A 15,396-nucleotide genomic window follows, 5' to 3' on the forward strand; every position below is an offset into this window, starting at 1 on the left:
ACAAATCTGACGCATAATGGCGCCGCGAATCTCAGTGACAGCCGTCATATCAGCAGGAGTAATAATGGCTAAGCGCATTTTGGTTGTGGAAGATGAAGCCCCAATCCGTGAAATGTTGTGTTTTGTTCTGGAGCAGAACGACTATCAGCCAATCGAGGCGGAAGATTATGACAGCGCAGTGGGTAAGCTGATTGAACCCTGGCCCGACCTGATCCTGCTGGACTGGATGTTACCTGGCGGCAGCGGCATTCAGTTTATCAAACACCTGAAACGCGAAGCGATGACCCGCGATATTCCGGTGATGATGCTGACCGCCCGTGGTGAAGAGGAAGACCGGGTGCGCGGGCTGGAAGTCGGCGCTGACGATTACATCACCAAGCCCTTTTCGCCAAAAGAGCTGATGGCACGCATCAAAGCGGTGATGCGCCGTATCTCTCCAATGGCGGTGGAAGAGGTGATTGAGATGCAGGGGCTGAGTCTCGATCCCTCTTCGCATCGGGTGATGTCCGAAACCACGCCGCTGGAGATGGGGCCGACTGAATACAAACTGCTGCACTTCTTTATGACGCACCCGGAGCGGGTATACAGCCGCGAACAGCTGCTGAACCACGTCTGGGGCACCAATGTGTATGTTGAAGATCGCACCGTCGATGTTCACATTCGCCGTTTACGTAAAGCGCTGGAAGTCTCCGGCCACGATCGCATGGTACAAACCGTCCGTGGAACAGGGTATCGTTTCTCTGCCCGCTACTAAACGGAGTTTTCACCGTGCTGGAACGCCTCTCCTGGAAGAGATTACTGTCAGAACTGCTGCTGGCCTGTTTGCCTGCGTTGCTGCTGGGTCTGCTGTTCGGCTATCTGCCGTGGCTGCTGCTGCTGAGCGTGCTGGCGGTGCTGCTGTGGCATTTCCACAACCTGATGCGCCTGTCGCACTGGTTATGGCTCGATCGTACCATGACGCCGCCTGCCGGACGCGCCAGCTGGGAACCGCTGTTTTACGGGCTTTATCAGATGCAGTTACGCAACCGGCGGCGGCGGCGTGAGCTCGGCAACCTGATTAAACGCTTTCGCAGCGGCGCCGAGTCGCTGCCGGATGCGGTGATCCTCACCACCGAAGAGGGCACCATCTTCTGGTGCAACGGGCTGGCGCAACAGCATCTCGGGCTACGCTGGCCGGAAGATAATGGTCAGAACATCCTCAACCTGCTGCGTTACCCGGAATTTTCGCGCTATATCCGCCAGCGTGATTTCGATAAGCCATTAACGCTGGTGCTGAATAACCAGTACCACATGGAGTTTCGCGTTATGCCTTACAGCGAAGGGCAGTGGCTGCTGGTGGCGCGCGACGTGACGCAGATGCACCAGCTGGAAGGGGCGCGGCGTAATTTCTTTGCCAACGTCAGTCACGAACTGCGCACCCCACTGACGGTGCTGCAGGGCTATCTGGAGATGATGAACGACTCGGTGATGAACGAGCGTTCGCGTGGCAAGGCGCTGCATACCATGTCGGAACAGACGCGCCGCATGGACAGTCTGGTCAGACAGCTGCTGACGCTGTCGCGGATTGAAGCGGCACCGGCAATCGATCTGAAAGAGAAGGTCGACGTGCCGGTGATGCTGAAGCTGCTGCAGCATGAGGCCGCGACTCTGAGCAACGGGCGGCACGAGCTTCATTTCCATACCGATCCGCATCTGAAAGTGTTCGGCAACGATGAACAGCTGCGCAGTGCTATCTCCAATCTGGTCTACAACGCGGTGAACCACACGCCGGATGGCACCCGCATCGACATCAGCTGGCTGCGCAGCAAGCAGGGCGCCACCTTCCGGGTCTGTGACAACGGACCGGGCATCGCGGCGGAACATATTCCCCGTCTCACCGAGCGTTTCTACCGGGTCGATAAAGCGCGGTCGCGCGCCACCGGCGGCAGCGGACTGGGACTGGCCATCGTGAAACATGCGCTGAGCCACCATAATGCGCGGCTGGATATCACCAGCGTGCCGCAACATGAAACCTGTTTTACCTTTACGCTGCCAGCAAGGTTGATTGTCAGCGGTGTGATGCAGGAAAATGCCGTTCATTAATCGCTGCCGGATCTCCCTGATGCGCCTCTTTCTTTTGTTGATCGTCACTCTGCTGCCGGGCGTTGCGCTGGCACAGTCCGGCGCGCTGTCGGGCAACCTCAGCAGCGTCGGGTCCGATACCCTGGGCTACCTGATGACGCTGTGGGGCGAAGATTTCAGCCGACAGGCACCGGGGCGTCAATGTGCAGGTACAGGCATCCGGCTCTTCGACCGCGCCCACGGCGCTGGCGGCGGGTGCCGCGCAGCTCGGCCCGATGAGCCGGCCAATGCAGGCAGATGAGCGTCAGGCGTTTGAAGCGCGCTATGGTTATCCGCCGCTGGCGGTGCCGGTGGCCATGGATGCGCTGGTGGTGGTGGTGAATCAGCGCAACCCGCTACAGCAGATCACGCCAGGTCAGCTCGACGCCATCTCTCGATTACCCGGCTGTGTGGCGCGACGTCAGTGCCGCAGCGCTGGGGCGACCTCGGCGCACAAGGCGCGGAGTGGGCCAGGCGGCCAATCCAGCGCTACGGCCGCAACTCCGCCTCAGGTACCTGGGGATTCTTCAAGCAGCAGGTGCTCTGTCAGGGCGATTTTCGCAACGACGTCGCGGAATTTCCCGGATCGGCGGCGGTGGTGCAGGCGGTGGCCGGCAATCCCCGCAGCATTGGCTACGCCAGTTTTGGCTTCCATCTCAGCGGCGTAAAGATGCTGTCAGTGGTTAACCCGCAGGGCGAAGCTGTGCCACCCGATGCGGAAGCGATCCGCAGCGGCCGCTACCCGTGGGCGCGTCCGCTCTATCTCTATGTCAATAAGGCACCGGGCAAGCCGTTACCGCCGCTGGTGGCGGCCTTTCTGCAACAGGTGCTCTCGGTGCAGGGACAGCGGCGCGTCAGTGAAGCGGGTTACCTGCCGCTCTCTGATCGTCAGATGGAACAGGCGCGCGCGGCGCTGCACTGATCGGTAACGGCAACGCGCTGTCGCCTTCCCGCCATCAACATGAATTTTCTTCACGTCTGTTGAATTTTCTTCTGTTGCAGTTGCACCGCACGCATGTCACTCTGCCTTCAGACATTTAGCCGTCCAGATGGCTATTTATATCCGAACGCAATTATTTCCTGCCGTAACCATCGGCAGGCGAGTCAGGAGTGATCATGCAAAGACAAACCGCCCCGTTCCGCGCCGATACCGTTGGCAGCTTCCTCCGTCCCGCCGCCATTAAGCAGGCGCGTGAGCAGTTTGCTGCCGGAGAGATTGATGCCGCCGCCCTGCGCCAGGTTGAAGATGACGCCATTCGTGATGTGGTCGCGAAACAGCGTGAAAATGGTCTGCAGGTAGTGACCGATGGCGAGTTTCGTCGCGGCTGGTGGCACTTTGACTTTTTCTACGGTCTGGATGGCGTAGAAGCGTATGAAGCCGAGCAGGGGATTCAGTTCAACGGCGTGCAGACCAAAGCGCATGGCGTGAAAGTGGTGGGCAAACTCGGCTTTTCCAGCCATCCAATGCTGGAGCACTTCCGCTTCCTGCAAAGCGTTGCCGGTGATGCAGTGCCAAAAATGACCATTCCCAGCCCCAGCGTGCTGCACTTCCGTGGCGGGCGCAAAGTGATCGACGCGCAGGTTTATCCGGATCTGGCGGATTACTTTGACGATCTGGCCCGGACCTACAAAGAGGCGATTAAGGCGTTTTACGATGCGGGCTGCCGTTATCTGCAGCTGGATGACACCGTCTGGGCCTACCTCTGCTCAGAAGATCAGAAGCGTGAGATCCGGGCGCGCGGTGACGATCCGGAGGCGCTGGCGCGGACCTATGCGCAGGTGCTGAATAAGGCGCTGGAAGATAAACCGGCCGATCTGACCGTGGGCCTGCATGTCTGCCGCGGCAACTTCCGCTCAACCTGGATCTCAGAAGGCGGCTACGAGCCGGTAGCAGAGATCCTGTTTGGCAGCGTCAACGTCGACGCCTTCTTCCTGGAATATGACAATGCCCGCTCCGGCGGATTTGAGCCGCTGCGCTTCATTAAGCCGGGTCATCAGCAGGTAGTACTGGGGCTGATCACCACCAAATCGGGTGAACTGGAAGATCCCGCGCAGGTGAAAGCGCGTCTGGCAGAAGCCGCGCAATACGTGAGTCTCAGCCAGATCTGCCTCAGCCCACAGTGTGGCTTTGCCTCTACTGAAGAGGGCAACAGCCTGAGTGAAGATCAGCAGTGGCAGAAGATTCGCCTGGTGGTCGATATCGCAAAACAGCTCTGGTAAGGCTGTAAAGCTGTGCAAACAGGCGCGTAAAACGCGCCTTTTGTGCATTTATGACTGTCGTTATGCGGAGAATCCTCGCGGTCTGTTTATTATTTAGGCACATCATCTTGGGTGCCTGCGCTAAAAATTAACGCTATCCACTGGCTTCATTCTAAATAACAGGATAACCTTCTGGTTTTCCGATCCCGTATTGCCTTTCCTCGCTATAAACGTTTTACTTAGCCCCGTTGTCGATCCATCCCCCGTGAACAGAAAAAAAGCAGTTTAAATCACCTGCGCTTCACCTCACGACGAGCATAATGCGCTGACATTGGCTGGCTGGTCGCGGTTTTAACGCAGCGAGGGGACAACATAAACTCAACTTCCACCGCAACATCAGTGACAGGCCGTATGACACATCGTTTAACTTCGAAAGACATTCTCGCGCTGGGCTTCATGACATTTGCCCTGTTTGTTGGCGCGGGCAACATCATTTTTCCGCCGATGGTGGGCATTCAGTCCGGTGAGCACGTCTGGACCGCCGCTATTGGCTTTCTGATCACCGCGGTGGGTTTACCGGTGATGACCGTGGTCGCGCTGGCTCGGGTCGGCGGCGGCGTCGATGCGCTCAGTACCCCAATCGGTAAGGTTGCCGGTCTGGTGCTGGCCACCGTCTGCTACCTGGCTGTCGGACCGCTGTTCGCCACGCCGCGCACCGCCACCGTTTCGTTTGAGATGGGGATTGCGCCGCTGACCGGTGACGGCGCGATGCCACTGTTTATCTACAGCCTGATCTACTTTGCGCTGGTGATTGGCGTGTCGCTCTATCCAGGCAAACTGCTCGACACCGTCGGTCATTTTCTTGCGCCGTTAAAAATTGTGGCTCTGACCGTGCTGGGCGTCGCTGCGCTGGTGTGGCCGGCGGGCGGCACCATCCCGGCGACCGCAGATTATCAGCGTGCGGCCTTCTCCAGCGGTTTTGTTAATGGTTATCTGACCATGGACACGCTGGGCGCGCTGGTGTTTGGCATCGTCATTGTGAATGCTGCCCGTTCACGCGGCGTGGATAATGCCGCGCTGCTGACGCGCTATACCGTGCTGGCTGGCCTGATTGCTGGCGTTGGCCTGACGCTGGTTTACCTCTGCCTGTTTAAACTGGGCTCTGGCAGCGGCGCGCTGGTTGCGCAGGATGCCAACGGTGCGGCGATTCTGCATGCCTACGTGCAGCAGACGTTTGGCAGCATGGGCAGCTTCTTCCTGGCAGCGTTGATTTTCGTGGCTTGTATGGTCACCGCAGTCGGTCTGACCTGCGCCTGTGCGGAATTTTTTGCGCAATACCTGCCGTTGTCGTATAAAACGCTGGTGTTTATCCTTGGTCTGTTCTCGATGGTGGTGTCGAACCTCGGCCTGAGCCACCTGATTCAGATCTCCATCCCGGTACTGACGGCGATTTATCCGCCCTGTATCGTGCTGGTGGTGCTGAGCTTCACCCTGAACTGGTGGAACAAGAGCAGCCGGATTATCGCGCCTGCCATGCTGATCAGCCTGCTGTTCGGCATTGTGGATGCGATTAAAACCACCGGGTTTAAAGATTTGCTGCCTGCATTCAGTCAGCACCTGCCGCTGGCCGATCAAGGTCTCGCCTGGTTGCCGCCGTCGCTGGTGATGCTGCTGGTTGCCGCCGTGGTCGATCGGGTTAAGGGACGCGAACAGGTTACCGTTCACTCGTAACAGACGGCACTGATTTTTCTTTAACCACGGGCTTGCCCGTGGTTTTTTCATTTCACAGGTACAGGTTGTTATGCAAGAAACCAACAAGCTCAAACGCGGACTGAGCACGCGCCACATCCGCTTTATGGCGCTGGGATCGGCGATTGGCACCGGGCTGTTTTACGGTTCCGCCGATGCGATCAAAATGGCCGGACCCAGCGTGCTGCTCGCCTATATTATCGGCGGGGCAGTGGCCTACATCATTATGCGTGCGCTGGGCGAGATGTCCGTCAACAATCCCCAGGCCAGCTCCTTCTCACGCTACGCCCAGGATTATCTCGGGCCGATGGCGGGCTACATCACCGGATGGACCTACTGTTTTGAAATTCTGATTGTGGCGATCGCCGATGTGACGGCGTTCGGCATCTATATGGGCGTCTGGTTTCCCGAGGTGCCGCACTGGATATGGGTGCTGAGCGTGGTGCTGATTATCGGCGCGGTCAACCTGATGAGCGTGAAGGTGTTCGGCGAAGTCGAGTTCTGGTTCTCCTTCTTTAAGGTCGCCACCATTATCGTGATGATCCTCGCCGGTTTCGGCATGATTATCTGGGGCATCGGTAACGGTGGCCAGCCGACCGGCATCCACAATCTGTGGACCAACGGCGGCTTCTTTGCCCACGGCGTGGTCGGGATGCTGTTGTCGCTGCAGATGGTGATGTTTGCTTACGGTGGGATCGAAATTATCGGTATCACCGCCGGTGAAGCGAAGGACCCGGAGAAGTCGATTCCACGTGCCATTAACTCGGTCCCGTGGCGCATCCTGGTGTTTTATGTCGGCACCCTGTTTGTGATTATGTCGATCTATCCGTGGAACCAGGTGGGCACCTCCGGCAGTCCGTTTGTGCTGACCTTCCAGCATCTGGGCATCGCGGCGGCGGCCTCGATTCTGAATTTTGTGGTGTTGACTGCCTCGCTGTCCGCCATTAACAGCGACGTGTTTGGCGTGGGGCGTATGCTGCACGGCATGGCCCAGCAGGGACACGCACCGAAGATATTTATGAAGGTCTCTTCACGCGGCATTCCGTGGGTCACGGTGGTGGTGATGATGTTCGCGATGCTGATTGCGGTCTATCTTAACTATCTGATGCCGGAGAAAGTGTTCCTGGTGATCGCCTCGCTGGCAACCTTTGCCACGGTCTGGGTGTGGATCATGATTCTGTTGTCGCAGATCGCTTTCCGCCGCAAAATTGGCAAACAGGCCGCCAGCCAGCTGAAATTTGCGTTACCTGGCGGCAGCTGGACCGCCGGGGTTGGTGTCGCCTTCCTCTGCTTTATCATTGCGCTGATTGGCTATTTCCCGGATACCCGGGTGTCGCTCTATGTCGGCATGGTGTGGATAGTGGTGCTGCTGCTGGGCTATAAGCTGGTGCGCAAACCACACTAATCTCTCTGCGGCTCCCCGAATGCCGGGGAGCCGCAGGCGCAACGCATCCTCCTCTCCCCCTGATACTGATTTGCTGCTCCTTTACGGACGTTTCATCTGAGCAACCACACTGCGCCCACCAGGTTTTTCGTCTCCTGTTGGGGGAATGACCTTTTACCCCAGGCAGCGGATTATTTGCAGGCAATGGCTGGCGGTCAGGTAAACATCTGCGGTGAGGAGGTCAGGTTGGGGGGAGCTGGACGGCAGAGAGCGGTGAAGAAATAAAAAAACGGCGAAACCAGTCGCCGAAATATTCAAGAGAATCAGAGTAATAAAAAGGGATGATTGACGCACTTATCGTAAATCAAAATTAACGCCGCGGGTAGCCAGGCTATTTTAAATAAGAAAACTCCCCGCCCGCGGTGATCCAACCAATTAATCGTGGAAACGCCGCATACCGACAGCGGCGCAAATTTGATTAGCCGCAGGATCAGGGCAATCTGACCGAAACCGGGAGTGTGGCGCGATCGTCCAGCCGTTTTTGCCATTGGGCCAGCGTCGATTGATAAGGGCAAAGCAGACCCATCTCGGTGATCCTGCAGTCTGGCTGATGCCACTCCTGACGTAATAAGGCATGTGCATTATCAATCGGCTGCAACTGCCGCAGGCCATCCAGGCTCTGGGCCTGAAAGTAAAGCCGCAGAAAACGCTCGCCGCTCTGGCTGTCACGCCAGCGCTCCAGCACCAGGCTGCCGCCGGGTGGGATATTACCACGGGCGTATCCGGGCAACTGCCAGTCAAATCCCAGCAGCGTACGCACCATCGCAATATTGGTGTCATGCGCCACCAGAATCAGCCAGCGGGTGGAGGAGGTTGTGCTGGCAATTTCGGTCAGCATCGCGTTAAGCAGGATCGATCCCCGACGCTGCGCCTGATAGAGCAGATCGTTGCTCAGATCATAATTGGCGGTCAGCAGCGGCAGCAGAGAGGTGATCTGCGCTGCGTGGGTGATATGTCCCCATGCCAGCTGATCGAACGGCAGATTTTCGCTGTAACCCAGCCGCAGCGTCTCCACCATGCTGGCCATCACGCTCAGCCCCTGAACATAGGTGTTGCCGCTGCGGGTTTGTTTAAATTGCCACGGACGATCAAAAAAATCACAGCGAGCGGTGGGCGGGCAGACCGCCGCTTTCAGCTGCTGAATCGCCGGCTGCAGTTGCTGCTGTAGCTGTGCCAGATCGCCCGCTTTCTGCTGCTTTGCCGCTAACTCCCGATCGGGATCGGTTTTTGCGATTGCCAGCTTATCGCTCTGGAACAGCGGATCAATCTTACCCGCCACGTAATGGATTGGCACGCCGCAGCCAGGAAACGCGCCATCAGCTATCGCCTGAGCGGTGCCGCGGGTACGCTGTGGCGGACTGGCGCGCAGATAGACGTCGGCTGAGGACGGACAGCCGGCCGGCAGCAAACCGATCTGACGGTAGTGCTCGCCCTGCCAGCGCGCCTTGTTGACCACGGCGCTGTAACCGTGACCGGTCAGCTCGCCATCCGCCGTTGACCACACCGTCCAGGGTTGCTGGCTGGCGGCTTCGATCTCTTTCCGGTTGCCCGGCGTCGGTGGCCGCACGCCGTGGCGGCTCAGCTCGACCACTTTTTCCAGCTGATAGTGAGGCTGCGGCGCCGCCTGTAGCGGCAGACTCAGCAGCCAGAGGGAACTTAGCGTTAACACCCAGCTGCGCCACCGGTTACGCATCATTTATTCATCCAGGGCGCGATTGCCGGTCAGCGCTTTAATCTGTGGATAGAGTGCGGCATTCGCCAGCAATACCGGATTCCCTTTTTTCAGGCCGTCATTAGCAAGGTAATCGTTGGTCATGCCGCCCGCTTCGCGCATTAGCACGATACCCGGCAGGCTATCCCACGGATGCATATGCGCTTCGTAGTAGCCAATCAGCCGACCCGCCGCCGCCCAGGCACTGGTCAGCGCGCCAGAACCGATGCGGATAAACATGCCGCCCTGTTGAATCAGCCCGCTGATCAGTCGGGTGACACTTTCTCCGCCGGTGCGGCTGGAGTTGCTGATACCGAGCAAGCCTTCGTTGAGCTGCTGGCCGGCATGAACCTGCAGCCGGGTCTCATTGACCCATGCGCCCTGGCCCTGTCGGGCATGGAACAGCTCCTGATGATTGGGATCGCATACCACGCCAATCACCGGTTCCCCGTCACACACCACCGCCAGTGAAACGCACCAGTTAGGCAGTCCGTTGACGAAACAGGCGGTGCCGTCAATCGGATCGACCACCCAGATAAACCTGGCATCAGCGAGCTCGCCGCCGCTCTCTTCGCCGTAAACGGCATCGTCCGGAAAGCGCTCGGCAATCAACGTCTTGATTAAGGCTTCGACGTTGCGATCGGCTTCGCTGACGACGTCCTGCAGATCCCTTTTGTGTTCCACTACCAGGTTTTGACGCTGCTGATACCACGAATAAGCCCGGCTGGCCGCCGCGCGGGCGATGTCGCAGGCGTAACGGTAACGCGCGTCAATTTCAGAATGCGAAGCGGATGACATCTTTCCCTCTTATGATTTTTTTGCCATAGCGAACGGAAGTCGCGCCTGAACAGGCGGTCTGGCTGTGTGTTTTGCTTAACCATTGTTAAGAAAGGCTTCATTAAGCCGCAGTTGAGAGACGATGGCAAGATGGGGAGGGGGCGGGTAGCCCGCTTTTTTTGTGCGGTGTTGGCCGGCATCGGCCGGCCAACAGAATAGAATCAGCTTTTACAGCGTCCTGGCCGTCGCCAGCGCCATTAAACGCGGATAAAAAATGAAAAACAGCGCTTCGAGCTGATCGTAATTTTCCGTGAAATCCTGATAAGAGTCGCGCAGCGCTGCCAGTCGCGGGCGACGACTGGCCATGCCATGCAGCACCCGTTCCAGACGTGCAGGCTCGGCATAGTGCTCAAACCAGCGCTCACGCCACATCACCGCATTCAGCTGCTGAAAGGGTTCCGGCGTCGCCGCCAGCTGCGGCATAATTTCGCGCTCGGCGGCGGCAGAAAATTGCGTCAGGGTCAGGTCCGGAGTGAATTTCAGCCAGTGACGGGCGAGAAAATGGTCCCAGATGACATCAAGGGTGATCGGGGCGACGCGGTAGGTTTCCGGCCGGAACAGCTGACGAGCGCGTCGCACTTCCGGCAGTGCATCGGTCATCACGTCGAGCCGGCGATGCATCAGAATGCCGTCCGCCACCGGCGTGGACCAGTGTTGGTGCGGGTTACCGCGGATAAAATCGGCCATTAAATTGCCGAGTAACGAGCTGTCGGCCAGTCTGGCCAGATGGAGATGCGCAAGAAAGTTCATGGCGTATTATAGGCTGAACTGCCTTTGCGCAGCCAGTTGTTCAGAATTGGTCGGTTTTCCGCTAAACTGTGCCGCCTGTTTTTGCCTGAGAAAGAACTCTTTCATGCGTGTCGCCGATTTTGCTTTTGAATTGCCTGAATCCCTGATTGCCCACTATCCGCAGGCGCAGCGCAGCGGCTGTCGTCTGCTGTCGCTCGATGGTCCCAGCGGCGCACTGACGCACGGTGTCTTTACCGACGTGCTGGATAAGCTCAATCCAGGCGATCTGCTGGTGTTCAACAACACCCGCGTGATCCCGGCGCGCGTCTTTGGTCGTAAAGCCAGCGGCGGCAAAATCGAAATGCTGGTGGAGCGGATGCTCGACGATAAGCGGGTGCTGGCCCATGTGCGCGCCTCAAAAGCGCCTAAGCCGGGCGCCGCCCTGTTGCTGGGAGAAGATGAGAGCGTTAAAGCGACCATGGTGGCGCGCCACGATGCGCTGTTCGAGATCGTCTTTGACGATGAGCGGGCGGTGCTCGATATCCTGAACAGCGTCGGCCATATGCCGCTGCCGCCCTACATCGTTCGCCCGGATGAAGAGGCTGACCGCGAGCTTTATCAGACCGTTTACAGCGCCCGTCCGGGTGCCGTCGCGGCCCCTACCGCCGGTCTGCACTTCGATGAACCGCTGCTTCAGGCGCTGAAAGAGAAGGGCGTTGAGATGGCGTTTGTTACGCTGCATGTCGGGGCCGGAACCTTCCAGCCGGTGCGCGTCGACAACATCGAAGAGCATCACATGCATGCCGAATATGCGGAAGTGCCACAGGAGGTGGTGGATGCGGTGCTGGCCTGTAAGGCGCGCGGCAACAAGGTGGTCGCGGTTGGCACCACCTCGGTGCGTTCGCTGGAGAGCGCGGCCAAAGCGAGTCAGGATGCGCTGATTGCGCCGTTCTTCGACGATACTCAGATTTTTATCTATCCGGGCTACCACTATCAGGTGATCGATGCGCTGATCACCAATTTCCACCTGCCCGAATCTACCCTGATTATGCTGGTCTCGGCGTTCGCCGGTTACCAGCACACCATGGCAGCCTACCGCGCTGCCGTGGCTGAGCAATATCGTTTCTTCAGTTATGGTGACGCGATGTTTATCAGCAAAAATCCGCAGGCGCCGATGGAAAAAGTTGGCGACTGATTTATTAACCCATGACCTTTTACGCCTGGCGGCGCAGGGTTATAGACATCGGACTGTTTCTCCGGTGGAGGCTTTGTGAAATTTGAACTTGATACCACAGACGGGCGCGCGCGCCGTGGCCGTCTGATTTTTGATCGCGGCGTGGTGGAAACCCCCGCATTTATGCCGGTCGGCACTTACGGCACGGTAAAAGGCATGACGCCGGAAGAAGTACAGGAGACCGGCGCACAGATTATTCTGGGCAATACCTTCCATCTCTGGTTGCGTCCCGGTCAGGAGATCATGAAACTGCATGGCGACCTGCATGACTTTATGCAGTGGAAAGGGCCGATCCTGACGGATTCCGGCGGTTTCCAGGTCTTCAGCCTCGGGGACATCCGCAAGATCACCGAAGCGGGCGTGCACTTCCGTAACCCAATCAACGGCGACGCGATTTTCCTCGATCCTGAAAAATCGATGGAGATTCAGTATGACCTCGGCTCCGATATCGTCATGATCTTCGACGAGTGTACGCCGTACCCGGCGGACTGGGACTATGCCAAACGCTCAATGGAGATGTCGCTGCGCTGGGCAAAACGCAGCCGTGACCGTTTTGACAGCCTCGGCAACAAAAATGCGCTGTTTGGCATCATCCAGGGCTCGGTTTACGAAGATTTACGAGATGTGTCGGTGAAAGGTCTGGTAGAGATTGGCTTTGATGGGTACGCTGTGGGCGGCCTGGCGGTGGGTGAACCTAAACAGGACATGCACCGTATTCTTGAGCACGTCTGCCCGCAGCTGCCGCAGGATAAACCGCGCTATCTGATGGGTGTCGGTAAACCTGAAGATCTGGTGGAAGGCGTCCGTCGCGGTGTCGATATGTTCGACTGTGTGATGCCAACCCGCAACGCGCGTAACGGCCATCTTTTTGTCACTGACGGTGTGGTGAAAATCCGCAACGCGAAATATAAAGATGACACCGCACCGCTGGATGCTGAGTGTGATTGTTACACCTGTCGCAATTACAGCCGCGCCTACTTGTATCATCTGGACCGTTGTAACGAAATACTGGGCGCGCGTCTCAACACGATTCACAATCTGCGCTATTACCAGCGCCTGATGGCAGGTTTACGCCAGGCCATCGAAGAGGGTAAATTAGAGCGCTTTGTAAACGAGTTCTACCAACGGACGGGCAAAGAAGTTCCGCCTTTAACGTCTGATAATTCATCTATGAGGGAAATTTAATGAGCTTTTTCATTTCTGACGCCGTGGCCGCAGCAGGCGCACCGTCGCAGGGAAGTCCGTATTCTCTGGTGATCATGCTGGTGGTGTTTGGTCTGATTTTTTACTTCATGATCCTGCGTCCGCAGCAGAAGCGTGCCAAAGAGCACAAGAAGCTGATGGATTCCATTTCTAAGGGCGATGAAGTACTGACCAGCGGTGGCCTGGTAGGTCGCGTAACAAAAGTGTCTGACACTGGCTACGTTTCTATCGCGCTGAATGAGACCAATGAAGTGGTCATTAAACGTGATTTCGTCGCTGCCGTTCTGCCGAAAGGTACTATGAAGGCGCTGTAATTCTATCTTCCCTAAGGGAACTGCCGTGTTAAATCGTTATCCTTTGTGGAAGTATGTGATGCTGGTCGTCGTGATTCTCGTCGGCCTGCTGTATGCGCTTCCCAACCTCTATGGTGAGGATCCGGCCGTTCAAGTCACTGGCGCGCGCGGAAGCGCCGCCAGTGAGCAGACGTTGGATCGCATTCAGTCCGCATTAAAACAAGACAATATCCAGAGCAAATCCGTTGCGCTGGAAAATGGCGCCATTACCGCGCGCTTTGCTAATACCGATGTGCAGTTACGCGCTCGTGAAGCGATCATGAAAGCGCTGGGCGAAGAGTATGTGGTGGCGCTGAACCTGGCACCGGCTACGCCACGCTGGCTGACGATGCTGTCAGCGGAACCGATGAAACTCGGTCTCGATCTGCGTGGCGGCGTACACTTCCTGATGGAAGTGGACATGGACACCGCCTTAGGCAAGCTGCAGGAGCAGAATGCCGATACCCTGCGTAGCGACCTGCGCACCAAAAATATTCCCTATACCAACGTCAACAAAATCGCGAACTACGGCGTGGAAATTCGTTTCCGTGACGCCGCCAGCCGTGATGCTGCTGTCTCCTGGCTGGCCTCCCGTCATCAGGACCTGGTGATCAACAGCAGCGGCAACGATGCGCTGCGCGCCACCATGAGCGACGCACGCCTGAGCGAAGCGCGTGAATATGCGGTTCAGCAGAACATTACGATTCTGCGTAATCGTGTGAACCAGCTGGGCGTGGCCGAACCGCTGGTGCAGCGTCAGGGTTCTGATCGTATTGTGGTTGAGCTGCCAGGGATTCAGGACACGGCACGCGCGAAAGAGATTCTGGGTGCGACCGCAACGCTGGAGTTCCGTCTGGTTAACACCAGCGTTGATCCTGGCGCGGCGGCCAGTGGCCGGGTGCCGGGTGACTCTGAAGTAAAAGATATGCGTGACGGCCAGCCGGTGGTGCTCTACAAGCGGGTGATCCTGACTGGTGACCATATCACCGACTCAACTTCCAGCATGGATGAGTACAACCAGCCACAGGTGAACATTTCACTGGATGGCGCGGGCGGTAACATCATGTCGAACTTCACCAAGGACAACATCGGCAAGCCGATGGCGACCCTGTTTGTGGAGTACAAAGACAGCGGTAAAAAAGATGCCAATGGCCGTTCGATTCTGGTGAAACAGGAAGAGGTGATTAACGTCGCTAACATCCAGTCTCGCCTCGGGAACAGCTTCCGCATCACCGGTATCAACAACCCGAACGAAGCGCGTCAGCTGTCGCTGCTGCTGCGTGCCGGTGCGTTGATTGCGCCAATTCAGATTGTGGAAGAGCGCACCATCGGCCCGACCATGGGTCAGCAAAACATTACTCAGGGTCTGGAAGCCTGCCTGTGGGGCCTGCTCGCCTCGATCCTGTTTATGGTGGTGTTCTACAAGAAGTTTGGTCTGATTGCGACCAGTGCGCTGCTGGTGAACCTGGTGCTGATTGTCGGCGTCATGTCACTGCTGCCAGGTGCGACCCTGACCATGCCGGGTATTGCCGGTATTGTGTTAACGCTGGCAGTAGCGGTCGATGCTAACGTACTGATTAACGAACGTATTAAAGAAGAGCTGCGTAACGGGCGCTCGGTTCAGCAGGCGATTCATGAGGGCTATAAGGGTGCCTTCTCCAGTATTGTCGATGCGAACGTGACCACCCTGATTAAAGTGATCATTCTTTACGCGGTCGGCACCGGTTCGATCAAAGGCTTTGCGATTACCACCGCAATTGGTATCGCGACCTCAATGTTCACCGCGATCGTCGGTACCCGTGCCATTGTTAACCTGGTTTACGGTGGCAAACGCATCAACAAGCTGTCTATCTGAGGA

At 57.4% G+C, this 15,396-nt stretch carries 15 protein-coding genes; 12 read left to right on the forward strand and 3 right to left on the reverse strand.

The window, feature by feature from the left end; translation table 11 throughout:
* The first annotated feature begins 64 nt into the window (after positions 1-64).
* From phoB to proY, 8 genes are all read left to right on the forward strand, one after another.
* Entirely contained in the window at positions 65-754 is a 690-nt protein-coding gene (phoB, locus tag HA41_RS06950) for a phosphate response regulator transcription factor PhoB (RefSeq protein WP_003852491.1), read from the forward strand.
* A gap of 14 nt (positions 755-768) precedes the next feature.
* Entirely contained in the window at positions 769-2,082 is a 1,314-nt protein-coding gene (gene phoR / locus HA41_RS06955) for a phosphate regulon sensor histidine kinase PhoR (RefSeq protein WP_094120162.1), read from the forward strand.
* Positions 2,069-2,362, forward strand: a complete 294-nt coding sequence (locus tag HA41_RS21675; protein ID WP_425270643.1) for a hypothetical protein — start codon at positions 2,069-2,071, stop codon at positions 2,360-2,362. The genes phoR and HA41_RS21675 overlap by 14 nt, the downstream gene beginning before the upstream one ends.
* Positions 2,265-2,768, forward strand: a complete 504-nt coding sequence (locus HA41_RS06960; protein WP_482809937.1) for a substrate-binding domain-containing protein — start codon at positions 2,265-2,267, stop codon at positions 2,766-2,768. The genes HA41_RS21675 and HA41_RS06960 overlap by 98 nt, the downstream gene beginning before the upstream one ends.
* A gap of 2 nt (positions 2,769-2,770) precedes the next feature.
* Positions 2,771-3,022, forward strand: a complete 252-nt coding sequence (locus HA41_RS21770; RefSeq protein WP_482809938.1) for a PstS family phosphate ABC transporter substrate-binding protein — start codon at positions 2,771-2,773, stop codon at positions 3,020-3,022.
* Between the two features lie 194 nt (positions 3,023-3,216).
* Positions 3,217-4,320 (forward strand): cobalamin-independent methionine synthase II family protein, encoded by a 1,104-nt coding sequence (locus HA41_RS06965; protein WP_094120163.1) that lies wholly within the window; start codon positions 3,217-3,219, stop codon positions 4,318-4,320.
* Positions 4,321-4,710: 390 nt separating this feature from the next.
* Complete coding sequence (gene brnQ, locus HA41_RS06970) at positions 4,711-6,030, forward strand: branched-chain amino acid transporter carrier protein BrnQ (RefSeq protein ID WP_094120164.1); 1,320 nt, start codon at positions 4,711-4,713, stop codon at positions 6,028-6,030.
* A gap of 70 nt (positions 6,031-6,100) precedes the next feature.
* On the forward strand, positions 6,101-7,453 hold the full coding sequence (gene proY, locus HA41_RS06975; protein ID WP_094120165.1) for a proline-specific permease ProY: 1,353 nt from the start codon (positions 6,101-6,103) through the stop codon (positions 7,451-7,453).
* A gap of 469 nt (positions 7,454-7,922) precedes the next feature.
* Here proY and HA41_RS06980 read toward each other — a convergent pair whose 3' ends face one another.
* From HA41_RS06980 to HA41_RS06990, 3 genes are all read right to left on the reverse strand, one after another.
* A complete protein-coding gene (locus HA41_RS06980; protein WP_425270642.1) occupies positions 7,923-9,188 on the reverse strand; it encodes a histidine-type phosphatase in 1,266 nt (421 codons plus the stop codon).
* Positions 9,189-10,001: an inositol monophosphatase family protein gene (locus HA41_RS06985; protein WP_094120166.1), complete on the reverse strand. Its 813-nt coding sequence runs from the start codon at positions 9,999-10,001 to the stop codon at positions 9,189-9,191.
* A 207-nt stretch (positions 10,002-10,208) separates the two neighbouring features.
* Positions 10,209-10,790, reverse strand: a complete 582-nt coding sequence (locus HA41_RS06990; RefSeq protein ID WP_094120167.1) for an acyl carrier protein phosphodiesterase — start codon at positions 10,788-10,790, stop codon at positions 10,209-10,211.
* A 103-nt stretch (positions 10,791-10,893) separates the two neighbouring features.
* Here HA41_RS06990 and queA point away from each other — a divergent pair, with 103 nt between their 5' ends.
* From queA to secD, 4 genes are all read left to right on the forward strand, one after another.
* Positions 10,894-11,964 (forward strand): tRNA preQ1(34) S-adenosylmethionine ribosyltransferase-isomerase QueA, encoded by a 1,071-nt coding sequence (gene queA / locus HA41_RS06995; protein ID WP_094120168.1) that lies wholly within the window; start codon positions 10,894-10,896, stop codon positions 11,962-11,964.
* A gap of 75 nt (positions 11,965-12,039) precedes the next feature.
* Complete coding sequence (tgt, locus tag HA41_RS07000; RefSeq protein ID WP_031374696.1) at positions 12,040-13,188, forward strand: tRNA guanosine(34) transglycosylase Tgt; 1,149 nt, start codon at positions 12,040-12,042, stop codon at positions 13,186-13,188.
* A complete protein-coding gene (gene yajC, locus HA41_RS07005) occupies positions 13,188-13,520 on the forward strand; it encodes a preprotein translocase subunit YajC (protein WP_031374695.1) in 333 nt (110 codons plus the stop codon). The genes tgt and yajC overlap by 1 nt, the downstream gene beginning before the upstream one ends.
* Before the next feature lie 25 nt (positions 13,521-13,545).
* Positions 13,546-15,393 carry a protein translocase subunit SecD gene (gene secD / locus HA41_RS07010; protein ID WP_094120169.1) on the forward strand — a complete coding sequence of 616 codons (1,848 nt, stop codon included), beginning with the start codon at positions 13,546-13,548 and terminating at the stop codon, positions 15,391-15,393.
* The last annotated feature ends 3 nt before the right edge of the window (positions 15,394-15,396 follow it).

The sequence above is a fragment of the Pantoea conspicua genome, from assembly GCF_002095315.1.
Lineage (GTDB): Bacteria > Pseudomonadota > Gammaproteobacteria > Enterobacterales > Enterobacteriaceae > Pantoea > Pantoea conspicua.

Excerpts from the sequence above, each read along its gene's own strand:
- phoB (WP_003852491.1), top strand. The coding sequence starts at position 65 with ATGGCTAAGCGCATTTTGGTTGTGGAAGATGAAGCCCCAATCCGTGAA.
- HA41_RS21675 (WP_425270643.1), top strand. The coding sequence starts at position 2,069 with ATGCCGTTCATTAATCGCTGCCGGATCTCCCTGATGCGCCTCTTTCTT.
- HA41_RS21770 (WP_482809938.1), top strand. The coding sequence starts at position 2,771 with ATGCTGTCAGTGGTTAACCCGCAGGGCGAAGCTGTGCCACCCGATGCG.
- HA41_RS06965 (WP_094120163.1), top strand. The coding sequence starts at position 3,217 with ATGCAAAGACAAACCGCCCCGTTCCGCGCCGATACCGTTGGCAGCTTC.
- brnQ (WP_094120164.1), top strand. The coding sequence starts at position 4,711 with ATGACACATCGTTTAACTTCGAAAGACATTCTCGCGCTGGGCTTCATG.
- proY (WP_094120165.1), top strand. The coding sequence starts at position 6,101 with ATGCAAGAAACCAACAAGCTCAAACGCGGACTGAGCACGCGCCACATC.
- HA41_RS06980 (WP_425270642.1), bottom strand. The coding sequence starts at position 9,188 with ATGATGCGTAACCGGTGGCGCAGCTGGGTGTTAACGCTAAGTTCCCTC.
- HA41_RS06985 (WP_094120166.1), bottom strand. The coding sequence starts at position 10,001 with ATGTCATCCGCTTCGCATTCTGAAATTGACGCGCGTTACCGTTACGCC.
- HA41_RS06990 (WP_094120167.1), bottom strand. The coding sequence starts at position 10,790 with ATGAACTTTCTTGCGCATCTCCATCTGGCCAGACTGGCCGACAGCTCG.
- queA (WP_094120168.1), top strand. The coding sequence starts at position 10,894 with ATGCGTGTCGCCGATTTTGCTTTTGAATTGCCTGAATCCCTGATTGCC.
- yajC (WP_031374695.1), top strand. The coding sequence starts at position 13,188 with ATGAGCTTTTTCATTTCTGACGCCGTGGCCGCAGCAGGCGCACCGTCG.